The organism is Achromobacter sp. JCM 18799, from assembly GCF_055395645.1.
The window spans coordinates 6,560,401-6,576,206 of the sequence record NZ_AP043866.1; the positions used below are offsets into that span (position 1 = coordinate 6,560,401).

At 66.9% G+C, this 15,806-nt stretch carries 13 protein-coding genes; 11 read left to right on the forward strand and 2 right to left on the reverse strand.

Annotated elements, in window-relative coordinates; translation table 11 throughout:
- Positions 1-48: 48 nt before the first annotated feature.
- The 11 genes from odhB to ACZ5YA_RS31105 all read left to right on the forward strand — a co-directional run bounded on the left by odhB (position 49) and on the right by ACZ5YA_RS31105 (position 12,608).
- Positions 49-1,275 carry a 2-oxoglutarate dehydrogenase complex dihydrolipoyllysine-residue succinyltransferase gene (odhB, locus tag ACZ5YA_RS31055; protein WP_059374638.1) on the forward strand — a complete coding sequence of 409 codons (1,227 nt, stop codon included), beginning with the start codon at positions 49-51 and terminating at the stop codon, positions 1,273-1,275.
- A 117-nt stretch (positions 1,276-1,392) separates the two neighbouring features.
- Entirely contained in the window at positions 1,393-2,820 is a 1,428-nt protein-coding gene (gene lpdA, locus ACZ5YA_RS31060; RefSeq protein ID WP_059374636.1) for a dihydrolipoyl dehydrogenase, read from the forward strand.
- Between the two features lie 76 nt (positions 2,821-2,896).
- A complete protein-coding gene (gene zapE, locus ACZ5YA_RS31065; protein WP_464091682.1) occupies positions 2,897-3,988 on the forward strand; it encodes a cell division protein ZapE in 1,092 nt (363 codons plus the stop codon).
- A gap of 110 nt (positions 3,989-4,098) precedes the next feature.
- Positions 4,099-4,632: a sigma-70 family RNA polymerase sigma factor gene (locus ACZ5YA_RS31070; protein WP_251877328.1), complete on the forward strand. Its 534-nt coding sequence runs from the start codon at positions 4,099-4,101 to the stop codon at positions 4,630-4,632.
- Positions 4,625-5,596, forward strand: a complete 972-nt coding sequence (locus ACZ5YA_RS31075; RefSeq protein WP_306633657.1) for a FecR domain-containing protein — start codon at positions 4,625-4,627, stop codon at positions 5,594-5,596. Before ACZ5YA_RS31070 ends, ACZ5YA_RS31075 begins: the two co-directional genes overlap by 8 nt.
- Positions 5,597-5,753: 157 nt before the next feature.
- On the forward strand, positions 5,754-8,189 hold the full coding sequence (locus ACZ5YA_RS31080; protein ID WP_464092883.1) for a TonB-dependent siderophore receptor: 2,436 nt from the start codon (positions 5,754-5,756) through the stop codon (positions 8,187-8,189).
- A 103-nt stretch (positions 8,190-8,292) separates the two neighbouring features.
- A complete protein-coding gene (locus ACZ5YA_RS31085; RefSeq protein ID WP_118933986.1) occupies positions 8,293-8,925 on the forward strand; it encodes a DUF4198 domain-containing protein in 633 nt (210 codons plus the stop codon).
- A gap of 23 nt (positions 8,926-8,948) precedes the next feature.
- Positions 8,949-9,230 carry a DUF3649 domain-containing protein gene (locus tag ACZ5YA_RS31090; protein WP_059374627.1) on the forward strand — a complete coding sequence of 94 codons (282 nt, stop codon included), beginning with the start codon at positions 8,949-8,951 and terminating at the stop codon, positions 9,228-9,230.
- Positions 9,227-10,879, forward strand: coding sequence for a PepSY-associated TM helix domain-containing protein (locus tag ACZ5YA_RS31095; protein WP_251877321.1), 1,653 nt, complete (start codon positions 9,227-9,229; stop codon positions 10,877-10,879). The genes ACZ5YA_RS31090 and ACZ5YA_RS31095 overlap by 4 nt, the downstream gene beginning before the upstream one ends.
- Positions 10,876-11,199: a DUF3325 domain-containing protein gene (locus ACZ5YA_RS31100; protein WP_054450784.1), complete on the forward strand. Its 324-nt coding sequence runs from the start codon at positions 10,876-10,878 to the stop codon at positions 11,197-11,199. Before ACZ5YA_RS31095 ends, ACZ5YA_RS31100 begins: the two co-directional genes overlap by 4 nt.
- Positions 11,200-11,255: 56 nt before the next feature.
- On the forward strand, positions 11,256-12,608 hold the full coding sequence (locus ACZ5YA_RS31105; RefSeq protein ID WP_251877319.1) for a tryptophan--tRNA ligase: 1,353 nt from the start codon (positions 11,256-11,258) through the stop codon (positions 12,606-12,608).
- A 34-nt stretch (positions 12,609-12,642) separates the two neighbouring features.
- On the opposite strand, the gene ACZ5YA_RS31110 is transcribed toward ACZ5YA_RS31105, so the two are convergent.
- Both ACZ5YA_RS31110 and tex read right to left on the reverse strand, forming a co-directional pair.
- A complete protein-coding gene (locus ACZ5YA_RS31110) occupies positions 12,643-13,149 on the reverse strand; it encodes a hypothetical protein (RefSeq protein WP_059374623.1) in 507 nt (168 codons plus the stop codon).
- Positions 13,150-13,428: 279 nt separating this feature from the next.
- On the reverse strand, positions 13,429-15,804 hold the full coding sequence (gene tex, locus ACZ5YA_RS31115) for an RNA-binding transcriptional accessory protein Tex (RefSeq protein ID WP_059374621.1): 2,376 nt from the start codon (positions 15,802-15,804) through the stop codon (positions 13,429-13,431).
- Positions 15,805-15,806: the final 2 nt, after the last annotated feature.

Consider the following 15,806-nt stretch of genomic DNA (forward strand, 5'->3'; position numbering starts at 1 on the left):
GCTTGCCGCGCAGCGCGACCAGAACACAAACTTTACGGAACAAACAAAATGGCTATTACCGACGTCGTCGTCCCCCAACTCTCCGAATCCGTCTCCGAAGCGACGCTGCTGACCTGGAAGAAGCAGCCGGGCGCTGCCGTTGAAGCGGACGAAATCCTGATCGAAGTCGAAACCGACAAGGTCGTGCTGGAAGTGCCGGCTCCCGCCTCGGGCGTGCTGGCTGAAATCGTCAAGGGCGACGGCAGCACCGTCACCTCCGGCGAAGTGCTGGCCCGCATCGACACCGCCGGCAAGGCCGCCGTTGCCGCCGCCGCGCCCGCCGCCGAAGCGCCCAAGGCCGCCGAGCAAGCCGCTGCTGCTCCCGCCGCTCCCGCTTCGTCGGCTGCCGCCGGCGTGGCTTCGCCCGCCGCTGCCAAGATCCTGGCCGAGAAGGGCGTCGACGCCGCTTCCGTGGCTGGCTCCGGCCGCGACGGCCGCGTGACCAAGGGCGACGCCCTGGCCGCCAGCGCTCCCGCCAAGGCCGCTCCGGCCAAGGCCGCCGCCCCGGTCGCGCCTCCGACGCTGTCGCTGGACGGCCGTCCGGAACAGCGCGTGCCGATGAGCCGCCTGCGCGCCCGCATCGCCGAGCGCCTGCTGCAATCGCAGCAGGAAAACGCGATCCTGACCACGTTCAACGAAGTGAACATGCAGGCCGTCATCGACCTGCGCAACAAGTACAAGGACAAGTTCGAGAAAGAGCACGGCATCAAGCTGGGCTTCATGTCGTTCTTCGTCAAGGCCGCCGTTGCCGCGCTGAAGAAGTTCCCGCTGATCAACGCCTCGATCGACGGCAAGGACATCATCTACCACGGCTACTTCGACATCGGTATCGCTGTCGGCAGCCCGCGCGGCCTGGTTGTGCCGATCCTGCGCAACGCCGACCAGCTGTCGATCGCCGACATCGAGAAGACCATCGCCGACTTCGGCCGCCGCGCCGCTGACGGCAAGCTGGGCATTGAAGAAATGACCGGCGGCACGTTCTCGATCTCCAACGGCGGCGTGTTCGGCTCGATGCTGTCGACCCCGATCATCAACCCGCCGCAATCGGCCATCCTGGGCGTGCACGCCACCAAGGATCGCGCCGTGGTTGAAAACGGCCAGATCGTCATTCGCCCGATGAACTACCTGGCGCTGTCCTACGACCACCGCATCATCGACGGCCGCGAAGCCGTGCTGGGCCTGGTCGCGATGAAGGACGCTCTGGAAGATCCGCAGCGCCTGTTGCTGGACCTGTAATCTCGACGCCCCGGCCCGGCGCCCGATCGACCTTCGGGTCTTGCGGCGCCCCGGCCGGCTCCATGCCGGCCCGCAGGGCGGGGCGTGTTCCACTCAATACCTCTTCGCGAGAACACTATGTCCAAACAATTTGACGTCGTCGTCATCGGCGCGGGCCCCGGCGGCTACATCGCCGCCATCCGCGCCGCGCAGCTCGGCATGTCGGTGGCTTGCATCGACGCCTGGCAGAACGGCCAAGGCGGCCCGGCACCCGGCGGCACCTGCACCAACGTCGGTTGCATCCCGTCCAAGGCGCTGCTGCAATCGTCCGAACACTACGAACAAGCCAACCACCACTTCGCCGAGCACGGCATCGAAGTCAAGGGCGTCAGCCTGAAGCTCGACACGCTGATCGGCCGCAAGAACACGGTGGTCAAGCAGAACAACGACGGCATCCTGTACCTGTTCAAGAAGAACAAGGTCACGTTCTTCCATGGCAAGGGCGCGTTCGCCGGCCAGGTGGAAGGCGGCTGGGCCATCAAGGTCACCGGCACCGCCGAGGAAGACCTGGTTGCCAAGCATGTCGTGGTCGCCACCGGTTCGTCGGCGCGCGAGCTGCCCGGCCTGCCGTTCGATGAAAAGGTCGTGCTGTCCAACGACGGCGCGCTGAACATCGGCGCCGTGCCGAAGACGCTGGGCGTGATCGGCGCCGGCGTGATCGGCCTGGAAATGGGCAGCGTGTGGCGCCGCCTGGGTTCCGAAGTCACCATCCTGGAAGCCATGCCGGAATTCCTGGCCGCGGCTGACGGCCAGGTGGCCAAGGAAGCCCTCAAGGCCTTCACCAAGCAAGGCCTGAACATCCAGATGGGCGTCAAGATCGGCGAGATCAAGGCGACCGCCAAGTCCGTCACCGTGCCCTACGTCGACGCCAAGGGCGCCGAGCAGAAGCTGGTGGTCGACAAGCTGATCGTCTCGATCGGCCGCGTGCCTTACACCGGCGGCCTGAACGCCGACACCGTGGGACTGAAGCTCGACGAGCGCGGCTTCATCGCCGTGGACGGCGACTGCAAGACCAACCTGCCGAACGTCTGGGCAGTGGGCGACGTGGTGCGCGGTCCGATGCTGGCGCACAAGGCCGAGGAAGAAGGCGTGGCGGTTGCCGAGCGCATCGCCGGCCAGCACGGCCATGTCAACTTCGACACCGTGCCGTGGGTGATCTACACCTCGCCGGAAATCGCCTGGGTCGGCAAGACCGAACAGCAGCTCAAGGCCGAAGGCCGCGAGTACAAGGCTGGCAGCTTCCCCTTCCTGGCCAACGGCCGCGCCCGCGCGCTGGGCGACACCACCGGCTTTGCCAAGGTGATCGCCGATGCCAAGACCGACGAGGTCCTGGGCGTGCACATCGTGGGCCCGATGGCCTCGGAACTGATCTCGGAAGCCGTGACCATCATGGAATTCCGTGGCGCGGCCGAAGACATCGCCCGCATCTGCCACGCGCACCCGACGCTGTCGGAAGCCGTGAAGGAAGCCGCATTGGCCGTGGACAAGCGCGCATTGAACTTCTGATACGCGCATAGCCGATGCAAGACGGGGGCGGGTTCACGGATCCGCCCTTTTTTCATTCTGCTTTTCCTGCTCCCACATGAACGTCCGCGAATACTACGAACACGCCCTGGCCGAACGCGGCTACAAGCCCGACGAAGCCCAGAAAAAGGCGATCGACCGGCTGCAGCGCTATTTCGACGAATGGGTCAAGTTCAAGTCGATGCGCTCGAACGCGCTGAAGAAGCTGCTGAACCGCCCCGACGTGCCGCGCGGCGTGTACCTGTGGGGCGGAGTGGGGCGGGGCAAGAGCTTCCTGATGGACGCTTTCTACGCCACCGTGCCCGTGGTGCGCAAGACGCGCCTGCACTTCCACGAATTCATGCGCGGCGTGCACCGCGAACTCGAAGAAGTGAAGGGTATGCAGGATCCGCTGGACGAGGTGGCCAGGCGCGTGGCCAAGCGCTACCGCCTGATCTGCTTCGATGAGTTCCACGTATCCGACGTGGCCGACGCGATGATCCTGCACCGGCTGCTGTTCAAGCTGTTCGAGTACGGCACGTCCTTCGTGATGACGTCCAACTACGAACCCTCGACTCTGTATCCGGACGGCCTGCACCGCGACCGCATCCTGCCCGCGATCCAGCTGATCCAGGCGCGCATGGACATCATGAACGTGGACGCCGGCGTGGACTACCGCCGCCGCTCGCTGGAACAGGTGCAGTGTTATCACACGCCGCTGGACGAGCGTGCCCAGAACGCTTTGCAGGAAGCGTTCGACAGCCTGGCCGATACGTCGCCCCAGGATCCGGTGCTGCACATCGAACACCGCGAGATCCGCGCGCTGGCGCTGGGCGGGTCGGTGGTGTGGTTCGATTTCGCCACGCTTTGCGGCGGGCCGCGTTCGCAGAACGATTATCTGGAATTGGCCAATCGCTTCCACGCGGTGATCCTGTCGGGCGTACCCCGCATGGGACCGCGCCAGGCTTCCGAGGCGCGCCGCTTCACCTGGCTGATCGACGTGTTCTACGACCACCGCGTCAAGCTCATCATGTCCGCCGAATGCGAACCCGAGGAGATCTACACGGAAGGCGCGCTGGCCAATGAATTCCACCGCACCGTCTCGCGCATCCTAGAAATGCAGTCGCGCGAGTACCTGGAGTCGGAACGCCGCCACACCGTGTCGTTGTAGTCGCGCCGCATCTGTCCGGATTTTCCGGGCAGATCGCGGTTGAAATTGGTAATACAAGTCATTATCAATTAAGATTTGGAGACTTCTGGTCCAGCACCGCAGTTTCCAACGTGTCTTCCACCCTCCTGTCCGCATCGGCCGCGCGCACCGACCCTCCCGCCGCGCCCGTCGATGGCCTGTACCGCGATCATCGCTCCTGGCTGTTCGGCTGGCTGCGCCGCAGGCTGGGCTGCGAGCACCGCGCCGAAGACCTGGCGCAGGACGTGTTCCTGCGGGTGATCCAGGGCCGCAAGGCGGTGCGCGCCACCGAAGCGCGCGGGCTGCTGACCACCATTGCCAAGGGTCTGGTAGTGGACCACCAGCGGCATGCGGCGCTGGAACGGGCCTATCTCGCCTATCTGGCCGCCATTCCCGAGGCCTATGCGCCATCCCCCGAGGAACAAACCGAGCAGCTGCAATCGCTGGCGCGGCTGGACCGTTTGCTGGACGGCCTGCCGCCCAAGGCCCGATCCGCGTTCCTGCTGTCGCAGCTCGACGGGCTGACCTATCCCGAGATCGCCCGGCGGCTCGAGGTTTCCTTGAGTTCGGTGCAGCAATACATGGTGCGCGCCATGACCGCGTGCTACGCGGCCTTTGATGACTAGCGCCGCGGATCCCGCCGCGGACCCCGTTGCGGGCCAGGCGATCGCCTGGTGGGTGCGATTGCAATCCGGCCTGGCCGGCGCGGCGGAACGCCAGTCCTGTGAGGCATGGCTGGCGCAAGACCCCGCGCACCGCTGCGCGTGGGACCGCTTGCAGCGCATCAGCCAGGACGCGCGCCGCGTGCCGGCGGCATTGGCGCATGGTGCGCTGACGCGCTCCGCATCGTCCTCGCCCCGATCGACCGGCCGTCGCACGGTGTTGCGCGGACTGCTGGCTATCGGCGGCACGGCTTTTACCGGCTGGGCTGCCTACCGCCATACGCCGTGGCAGCGGCTGGCGGCGGACCTCAGCACGGGCGTCGGTGAGCGGCTGGCGGTAGCGGTGGCGGATGGGCTGCACATCACCTTGAACAGCGACAGCGCGGTGCGCCTGCATGTGCAGGGCGATGCCCGCGGCATGGACCTGCTGCGTGGCGAAGTGCTGGTGCGGGCCGAAATGCGGCCCGGCATGGCGGCGCTGCGCGTGGATACGGGGCATGGCGAGCTACGCGTCGAGCAGGCGCGCTTCGATCTGCGCCGCACCGCCGAAGGCGCGCGCGTGGGCGTGTACGAAGGCAGTCTGGCGCTTTTGCGCGGCGGCGCGGTCACCCATGCGGAAGCCGGGGAGCGCCTGCAATTCTCCGAACACGGCGACGTCGGCCGTCTTGCATCCGATTCCGACCGGCTGGCCTGGACCGACGGGCTGGTGGTGGCCAAGGACTGGCGCCTGGACTATTTCGCGCAATACCTGGCGCGCCAGCGGTTGGGCATGATCCGGGTGGACCCGGCGGTGGCCGGCCTGCGGCTGTCGGGCGTGTTCCCGCTGGACGACGCCGAGCGTGCGCTCAAGGCGCTGGAGCCCGCCTTGCCCATCCGCGTGACACGACATACGCAGTATTGGCTGCAGGTCGGTCCGCGCGAGGCCTGAGCGTTACAAATTTTTTTGCCTGCGGCTTGCAGGTTTTCCGATCCCGTACGGAAGGCAGGGATAGATACCACCGTACAGGGAGAGTTTTGTGTCCGTTTCATCTCACCCGCGCTTGCGCGCCCCCTTGTCCGCCGGCCGCGTGGCCCTGCTGGCCGCCATGTGCGCGGGCGGGCTTGCCGCCGGCATGCCGCAGTCCTGGGCGCAGCCGGCGCCCGCCTCCGCGAATGCGCCGCGCAGCTACCAGATCGCTGCCGGCTCCTTGGCCGATGCCCTGACGCAGTTCGCGCGCAGCGCCGGCGTGGTCCTGTCGTTCGACCCCGCGCTGGTGCGGGGACGCCGCTCGGACGGGCTGGACGGCGCCTATTCGGTGGGCGCGGGATTCGCCCGCATCCTGTCGGGCAGCGGCCTGCAGGCGCGCGCGCAATCGGGCAATACCTGGACCCTGGTGCAGGTCGCCGCGCCCGGGGGCGACACGCCCACGCTGGCGCCAGTGACCGTGTCCGGCCTGTCCGACAGCCCGATCACGACGGTGGGCTATGTCGCCACGGTGAGCGCCAGCGCCACCAAGACCGACACGCCGCTGATCGAAACGCCGCAGTCGGTATCGGTCGTCACGCGCGAGCAGATCACGGAGCAGGGCGCGCAGACGCTGAACCAGGTTCTGCGCTACACCGCGGGCGTGGCCACGGAATCGCGCGGCGCCACTGCTACGCGCCTGGACCAGTTCAGCGTGCGCGGCTTTTCGGCGTCGACGTATCTGGACGGCCTGCGGGTATTTGGCGGCCGCGACGCCTTGCCGCAGGTGGACGCCTATCGGCTGGAGCGCGTGGACGTGCTGAAGGGACCGGCCTCCGTCATGTACGGGCAGGGCGGTCCGGGCGGCGTGGTCAACCAGGTCAGCAAGCGCCCGCTGGAAGAGACGCTGCGCGAGGTCGAGGTGCAGGTCGGCAACTACGACTACCGCCGCGCCAACTTCGATTTCGGCGGTCCGGTCGATGAAGACGGCAAGTTCCTGTACCGCCTGGTCGGCTCGGGCTACATGTCCGACGGCCAGGTCAAGGACACCAAGGAACGCCGCTACTTCGTGTCGCCGGCCTTTACCTGGAAGCCCAGCGGCGACACGACGCTGACGGTGCTGACCAATTTCCAGCGCGATCCCGACATGGGTTCCTACGGCAGCGTGCCGGCCATGCGCACGCTGCTTTCCGCGCCCGACGGCATCCGCCTGCCGGCCGATTACTACGACGGCGACGCCAACTTCGAAAAGAGCGATCGCAAGAGCTATTCGCTGGGCTACGTGCTGGAGCACCGTTTCAACGACAACATCAAGGCATCGCAAAGCCTGCGCTGGACGCGCGCGGAAGCGCAGTACCGCAGCATCTACGGCGCCATGACCAACAACTACGGCTACACCGACAAGACCTACCGCTACCAGCAGCGTGCGTCGATCGCGACCGACGTGGACGTGGGCGCGCTGGTGCTGGACAACAACGTGCAGGCGCGCTTCAACACCGGTCCCTTCGCCCATACTACGTTGCTGGGTTTTGACTACCAGCACGTCAAGACCGACACGCTGTCCGGCTTCGGCACCGCGCCCGCGCTGGATGTGCTGAACCCGAACAATCATCAGAACATCCCGGTGCCGGCGTTCTCGTCGGACGCAACCTCCAAGCAGTACCAGACCGGCCTGTACTTCCAGGACCAGATCAAGATCGACCGCCTGTCGGTGTTGCTGGGCGGACGCTACGACTGGTCGCGCACCGTGGGTGAGACCACCACGATCGCCACCGGACGGGTCGCGCCGTCCTCGCTGAATGCGGAGAAGTTCACGGGCCGCCTGGGTGCGATCTACAACTTCGACAACGGCGTGGCGCCGTACTTCAGCTATTCGGAATCGTTCGAGCCGCAGTCCGGCACGGGCTGGCAGAACAAGCCGTTCAAGCCGATCGAGGGCAATCAGTACGAGGTTGGCATCAAGTACCAGCCGCCGGGCAGCGCCACGCTGCTGTCGTTTGCGGCGTTCGACATCCGCCGCGAGAACATGACCACCACCGATCCGGATCCGACCCATATCTGCGGTACGGCCGGCGGACGCTGCTCGATCCAGGCGGGCGAACTGCGCACGCAGGGCATCGAGCTCGAAGCCAAGACCGAGCCCCTGCGCGGCCTGACGCTGGTGGCTGCGTACTCCCTGATGGACAACGAGTACTCCAAGGGCTATCCCAACGCCGCGGGCCTGAACCTGAAGGGCAAGACGCCCGTGGGCGTGCCTTCGCAACAGGCGTCCGCTTGGGCCCGCTACCAGTTGCAGGAAGGTCCGCTGGCGGGCGTGGGCGTGGGCGGCGGCGTGCGCTACATCGGTTCCTCGTATGCCAACGAGACCAACACGCTGAAGGTGCCGTCGGTCACGTTGTTCGACCTGATGCTGGACTATGACCTGGGCCGCGCGTCGCCGTCGCTCAAGGGCATGCAGGTGGCGCTGAACGTGCAGAACCTTTTCGACAAGGAATACATCGCCTCGTGCTCGGGCGATTCCTGGTGCTGGTACGGCTACCAGCGCTCCATCAAGGCCAGCCTGCGCTATCGCTGGTAAGCCTTGCCGCTATTTCGAAGTGAGAATGGTTATAATTTAAACCCTCCGAATCGGACCCGGGCCGCGGGGCTGGTCCGATCCGGTCCTCTAAAGGAAATCAACAATGACATTCGCAAGAACCTTGGCTGCCATCGCCTTGTTGAGCACGGCAGGGGCCGCGCAGGCGCATTTTGTTTGGTTGGAACGCAGCGCCGAGGGACCGGCCAAGGCGTATTTCGGGGAATGGGCGGATGATGTGCGCGAAAAGCGCGACGGCCTGCTCGGCAAGATCATGGTCGCACCGGTCGTGACGGGCGCCGACGGCAAGGCGCTGAAGACTTCGGGCGAAGGCGCGGATTTCCTGGAATTCGCGGCGGCGGGCAAGGGCGACGTGCGTCTGCGCCAGGCCTACCAGTTCAAGGACACCCTGGTGCAGTACGGCGCCAAGGCGGGCCGCGCGGACACCGAGGGCAAGCTGGACCTGGAGCTCGTGCCGGTCGCGGCCGGGACCAACGCCTTCGTGCTGCAGTTCAAGGGCAAGCCGCTGGCGAAGACGGAAGTCACCGTTTTCGGCCCGCCCAAGTGGGAGAAGCGCTTCCACAGCGACGAGAACGGCCGCATCGAGATCACCACGCCGTGGCCCGGCCAGTACGTGCTCGAAGCCGCCCACGTCGAAGACAAGCCGGGCGAGGCCGACGGCCGTGCCTACGCCAAGATCCGCTACGTTTCCACCACTACCTTCAACGTGTCCCAGTGAAAGCTCCCGCTGCCGGCGCAGGCATGATGCGCTACCGTCTGGCCGTCTTTTCCAGGGCGGCGGCCGCCATCCTGGGCGGCTACGCCCTGGCGTCGGCGGCCGCCGCCTGCCTGGCGATCTGGCTGCCCATGCGGCGGCCGGACGCCGTGGTCACGGCGCAGATGCTGTCCTTCGTGTTCTACGCCTGCGGCGTGATCTGGGTCTTTGCCACGCGCAATGCCTGGCGCGCCTGGGCCGGCGTGCTGTTGCCCGCTGCCTTGATGGGCGCGCTGTTCCTGGCCGGCCGGGCAACGGGGGCGGCATGAAGGCGAAAGTGGAAAGGGCGCCGGGCGAGGAAGGCCTGCGCCAATCCATGTCCTGGCTGCATACCTGGTCGGGGCTGATCTTCGGCTGGGTGCTGTTTGCGATGTTCCTGACCGGCACGCTGGCGTTCTTCCGCCCCGAGATCACGGCCTGGATGCAGCCCGAGATCCAGGTGCGGCCCGCGCCTGCTGCGCAGTCCGTGGCCGCCGCGCAAAACTACCTGGCCGAACACGCGCCCGACGCCACGCGCTGGTTCATCACGCCGCCGTCCGACCGCGAGCCGTCGGTCCAATTGCTTTACCAGGTGCCCAAGCCCAAGCCGGGTGAACGCGGCTTCGTGCGCGTGAAGCTGGATGCGGCCACCGGCCAGGCCGTGACCGCGCGCGAGACTCGCGGCGGCGACTTCTTCTATCGCTTCCATTTCGAACTGGAAACCGCGTTTCCCTGGGGGCGCTGGCTGGCCAGCATCGCCGGCATGTTCATGTTGGTGGCCATCATCAGCGGCATCATCACCCACAAGAAGATCTTCACCGATTTCTTCACGTTCCGGCCCGGGAAAGGCGGGCAGCGCGCCTGGATGGACGGCCACAACGCCTTGTCCGTGCTGGGGCTGCCGTTCCACCTGATGATCACGTTCAGCGGGCTGGTGCTGTTCATGGCCATGCTGATGCCGGCCGGCATCCTGGCCGTCTACGAGAGCCCGCGGCAGTATTCCGACGACGTTTTCAAGTCGTTCAGGATCACGCCCGCGCGCAACGAGCCGGCGCCGCTGATCGCGCTTGCGCCGTTGGTGGAGCAGGCGCAGCAGCACTGGCAAGGCGGCCGGGTGGGGCGCATCACCGTCAACCATCCCGGCGATGCCGGCGCGACCGTGACCCTGGTGCGCGACGCTGCCGACGGCGTGTCGTTCGGCAAGCTGGCGCCCTACATGCGCTTTGACGGCGTCACGGGCGCACTGCGGGAAAGCGAGGACGAACTCGGCGCCACGGCGCGTACGGCGGGCGTCATCGTCGGCCTGCACCTGGGTCTGTTTGCCGAACCGTTCTTGCGCTGGCTTTATTTCCTGGTCAGCATGGCGGGCACGGCCATGGTGGGCACGGGCCTGGTTCTGTGGATCGCCAAACGGCGGCAGAAGGCACGTCCGGGCGCGCGCGAAGCATTCTCGCTGCGGTTGGTGGATGCGCTCAACGCCGGCACGATCGCGGGCCTGTTCATCTCGATCGCGGCCTTTTTCTGGGCCAACCGCCTCTTGCCCGTCGACCTGCCGGGCAGACAGTTCTGGGAGTCTCGCGCCTTCTTCGCCGCCTGGGGGCTGTCGCTGGTCTACGCCTTCCTGTTCCAGCACCGCAAATGGCGCGACCTGCTGGCCGCCGCAGCCGTTGCCCTGGCGCTGGTGCCCGTGGTCAATGCCCTGACGACCTCGCGCCATCTGGGCGTGTCGCTGCCCGCGGGCGACTGGGTCATGGCCGGTTTCGACCTGACCTGCCTGGCCGGGGCGCTGCTGTTGGCCTGGATGGCGCGCAAGGCGGCCCGCGCTGGCAAGGTGGGCGCCAAAGCGCCCGCCAAGGGCCGCGCCGCGATCAAGCCGGCGGTCCAGCCGCAGGCCGCGCCGGCCCAGCCCGCCTACGAACCTAGAGGTGATACGCCATGACGCTAGCCGCCTTCTGCCTGGCCTATGCGGGCTTTTCCGCCCTGTGCCTGGGCATGGACCGCCACTACGAAGACCTGTTCGACCGCGCTCTGCCGCGGCGTCATCGGCTGCCCCTGCGCCTGTTTGGCTGGGGGGCGCTGGCCCTGTCCCTGTGCGCCTCGGCGGCGGTCTGGGGTTGGAGCTACGGCACGGTCGAATGGATCGGCATACTCAGCATCGCCGGGCTGCTGCTGATCTGGTTCCTGACGTTCCGGCCGCGCGCCGCGCTGACCGCGGGCGGGCTGTGCGCGCTGGCGGCGCCGGTGCTGGCCGTCCTGTAGCCGCGCGCCCGGCACGTTACACTGGGCGTTTCCCCTAGCAAACGCCTCTTCGCCTCATGAATACCCGCGTCCTCACCGGCATCACCACCTCTGGAACTCCCCACCTCGGCAACTACGCGGGCGCGATCCGTCCCGCCGTCCAGGCCAGCGCGCAGCCCGGCGTGGACGCATTCTTCTTCATGGCGGACTACCACGCCCTCATCAAGTGCGACGATCCCGCCCGCGTGGCGCGCTCGCGCCTTGAAATCGCCGCCACCTGGCTGGCGGTGGGCCTGGACCACGAGCGCGTGACCTTCTACCGCCAATCGGACATCCCCGAGATCCCCGAACTGACCTGGTTGTTGAACTGCGTCACCGCCAAGGGCCTGATGAACCGGGCGCACGCCTACAAGGCGTCGGTGGACCAGAACATGGAAAAGGGCCTGGAGCCGGACGATGGCGTGACCATGGGCCTGTTTTCGTACCCGGTGCTGATGGCCGCTGACATCGTCATGTTCAACGCCAACAAGGTGCCGGTGGGCCGCGACCAGATCCAGCATCTGGAAATGGCGCGCGACATCGCCCAGCGCTTCAACCACCTGTACGGCCGCGACTACTTCACGCTGCCGGAAGTCGTGATCGAAGAGGACGTGGCGACCTTGCCGGGCCTGGATGGCCGCAAGATGTCCAAGAGCTACAACAACACCATTCCGCTGTTCGAAGGCGGCGCCAGCGCGCTGCGCGCGGCGGTGATGCGCATCGTGACCGACTCGCGCGCGCCGGGCGAGCCCAAGGACGCTGAGAACTCGCACCTGTACACCATCTATCGCGCCTTCGCCACGCACGAGCAGGCCGCCGCGTTGCGCAAGCAGCTCGAAGAAGGCATGGGCTGGGGCGAAGCCAAACAGGCGCTGTACGACCATCTGGAAAACCTGCTGGCGCCCATGCGCGAAAAGTACTTCGACCTGATGGCCAACCCCGGCCGCATCGAAGACATTCTGCAGGCCGGCGCCGCCAAGGCGCGCAAGCTGGCCACGCCGTTCATGCAGGAACTGCGCCAGGCCGTGGGCCTGCGCAACCTGGAAGCCGGCTCGGGCGCCAAGGCCGCGCAGCCCAAGAAGGAAAAGGGCAAGGGCGCGCGCTTCGTCAGCTTCCGCGATGAAGACGGCGGCTTCCGTTTCCGCCTGCTGGCCGCCGACGGCGAGGAACTGCTGCTGTCGCAGCGTTTCGCCGATCCGAAGGAAGCCGGCGCGCTGATGCGCCGCCTGCAGTCGGAACCGGCCGATGCGGTGCTGCAGGCTGACGGGCAGGGCTATGCCGCGATGATCGACGGCGTGGCCGTGGCCACCGCGCCGGCAGGCGCGCAGGGCGAGTCCGGCGCCTTGCTGGAACGCGCGCGCGCTGCGCTGTCGTCTTTGTCGCAGGAATAAACCCAAGGGGCCGGCGCGCAGCCGGCCCGGCGGTTCAGGCCGCGCGGGCGCTGGCCACGATGCGCCCGTCGCGCACCTGGAAGCGCTGCGCGCTGCCCTGGCCGGCGATTTCCAGCATGTCGCCTTCCGTGTAGCCGGTGACGTTCGGGCAATCCAGCCATTCCGGATTGATGAACGGGAAGTACTTCAGCGTGCCGCTGCCCTGGCTGGCGAAATCGAAGGTGGTGTTGGCGACCACTTCCGGGTCCCATTGGCTGGCGTCGAAGGTCAGCGCGCAACCCGCGCCGATGCGGTAGGTGATGCTGGCGCCCATGCTGGCGAATCCCAGTGCGCCGACGTGCAGCTGCGCCCCATTGCTCAGTTCGATGATGCGGCTGCCCAGCCGCTCCAGCGTGATGTGCTTGAAGCTGACTTCGGCGCCGTCGACAAGCAGGTGCGAATACTGGCCCAGGGTGATTTCGCTATAGACGCCGCTGGCGTTGGTTTCCTTGGCGGCGAGGGTTGCCGTTTCATTGGCGGCAAGCGTGATGGTATGGGACATGGCGGGGCGGATCTCCGGTCGTTCGGGGCAGGGCGCTGTTGTTCTTGTGCTGCTCCCCGGCAGGCGCTGCGCGCCATGGCGCGCCTGCTCGCGGGGGGCTTGTGCCGCCTTGCGGCCTGGCGCCGCCGGGTTTTATTATTTGGACACAATTAGATATTTTCTATCATTTTTGATAGGTTTGGCTTGAGACTACGCAAGTAACCTGTCTCTTTACGGGTAAGCCCTAGGCAAAAAAAAACCGGCGCATCAGGCGCCGGTTTTCCGTGGGGCGGTGCTCGCTCAGCGCTTGAGCTTGGCGAAGGCGTCCGCCATGGCGCTGTTCATGCCTGCGCCGGCCCCGGCGCCGGCGCGGCCGCCGTCGCCCTGCGGACGGCGGTTGCGGTCGCCGCCCTTGGGCGCGTCGCCGCTGCGGCGGGCGGGAGCCGCGGTGTCGTTCAGGCGCATGGTCAACGCGACGCGCTTGCGCGCCACGTCCACTTCCAGCACCTTCACGCTGACCGTCTGGCCCACCCGCACGACGTCGCGCGGATCCTTCACGAACTTCTCGGCCAGGGCCGAGATGTGGACCAGGCCGTCCTGATGCACGCCGATGTCCACGAACGCGCCGAAGTTGGCCACGTTGGTCACAACGCCTTCCAGCACCATGCCCGGGTACAGGTCGTTCAGCGTTTCGACGCCTTCCTTGAACTGCGCCGTCTTGAATTCCGGACGCGGATCGCGGCCGGGCTTTTCCAGTTCGGCGAAGATGTCGCGCACCGTCGGCAGGCCGAAGCGCTCGTCGGTGAAGTCGGACGGCGACACGCCCTTGAGCGCTTCGCGCTGGCCGATGATCTGCTTCACCTCGGCCTTGATCTTGGCGACGATGCGTTCGACCACCGGATAGGCTTCGGGGTGGACCGACGAGGCATCCAGCGGGTTGTCGCCGTTGGGAATGCGCAGGAAGCCCGCGGCTTGTTCAAACGCCTTGTCGCCAAAGCGCGGCACCTTGCGCAGGATCTCGCGGGTCGGGAAGGCGCCGTTCTCGTCGCGCCAGGCAACGATGTTCTTGGCCAGCAGCGAATTCAGGCCGGACACGCGGGCCAGCAGGGCGGCCGACGCGGTGTTCACGTCCACGCCCACGGCGTTCACGCAATCCTCGACCACGGCGTCCAGCGAACGCGCCAGCTCGCGTTGGTTGACGTCGTGCTGGTACTGGCCCACGCCGATGGCCTTGGGATCGATCTTGACCAGTTCGGCCAGCGGATCCTGCAGGCGGCGGGCGATGGACACGGCGCCGCGCAGCGTCACGTCCAGGTCGGGGAATTCCTGGGCCGCGGTTTCGGAAGCCGAATAGACGGAAGCGCCGGCTTCGGAGACCACCACGCGGGTGACCTTCAGGTCCGGGAAGCGTTCCATCATGTCGCCCACCAGCTTCTCGCTTTCGCGCGAGGCGGTGCCGTTGCCGATGGCGATCAGGTCGACCTTGTGGCGCGCCACCAGGGCGGCCAGCGTGTTGATGGTGCCTTCGCGGTCGCGGCGCGGCTCGAACGGGTAGACCGTGGTGGTGTCCACGACCTTGCCGGTCTGGTCGATCACGGCGACCTTGCAGCCGGTGCGGATGCCGGGGTCCAGGCCCAGCACGGCCTTGGGGCCGGCGGGCGCGGCCAGCAGCAGGTCCTTCAGGTTGGCGGCGAACACGCGGATGGCTTCGGCTTCGCCGCTTTCGCGCAGGCGGCCGATCAGTTCGCTTTCGAACGCCGTCAGCAGCTTCACGCGCCAGGTCCAGCGGCAGACTTCGCCCAGCCAGCGCGCGCGCGGCGTGGCGTCCAGCGCGAACAGGCCGTTGCCCAGCTTCAGGAAGCCGGCGATGCGGGCCACGCAGGGATGCGGCGTCTGCGCTTCCAGTTCGGCTTCCAGGCCCAGGCGCAATTCCAGCACGCCTTGTTGGCGGCCGCGCAGCAGCGCCAGGATGCGGTGCGAGGGCAGGGTGCGCAGCGGTTCGTTGAAGTCGAACCAGTCGCGGAAATTGGCGCCCTCGGTTTCCTTGCCGTCGACCATCTTGGAATGGATCAGTCCGGTGGACCACAGGTGCTCGCGCATGTCGGCCAGCAGGTCCGCGTTTTCCGCGTAGCGCTCGGCCAGGATGTCGCGCGCGCCGTCGAGCGCGGCCTTGGCGTCGTTGATGGACGCTTCGGGATTCAGGTACTGCGCGGCCAGCGCGGCGGGGTCGCAGGCGGGATCGGCGAGGATGCCGTCGGCCAACGGCTCCAGGCCCGCTTCGCGCGCGATCTGCGCACGGGTGCGGCGCTTGGGCTTGTACGGCGCGTACAAGTCTTCCAGACGCTGCTTGGTGTCGGCCGTGGCGATTTCCTGCTGCAGCGCTTGCGTCAGCTTGCCCTGCTGCGAGATGGATTCAAGAATGGAGCCGCGGCGCTCTTCGAGTTCGCGCAGATAGCCCAGGCGCACTTCGAGATTGCGCAGCACGGTATCGTCCAGGCCGCCCGTGGCTTCCTTGCGATAACGGGCGATGAAGGGCACGGTGGCACCATCGTCCAGCAGTTCCACCGCCGAAGCGATCTGGGAGGCGCGCGTACCCAGCTCGGTGGCGAGCTGCGCGACGATGCGGGCGTTGTCGACGCCGGCGGCGACGTACGTGATAGCGGAAGTTTCAGACATCT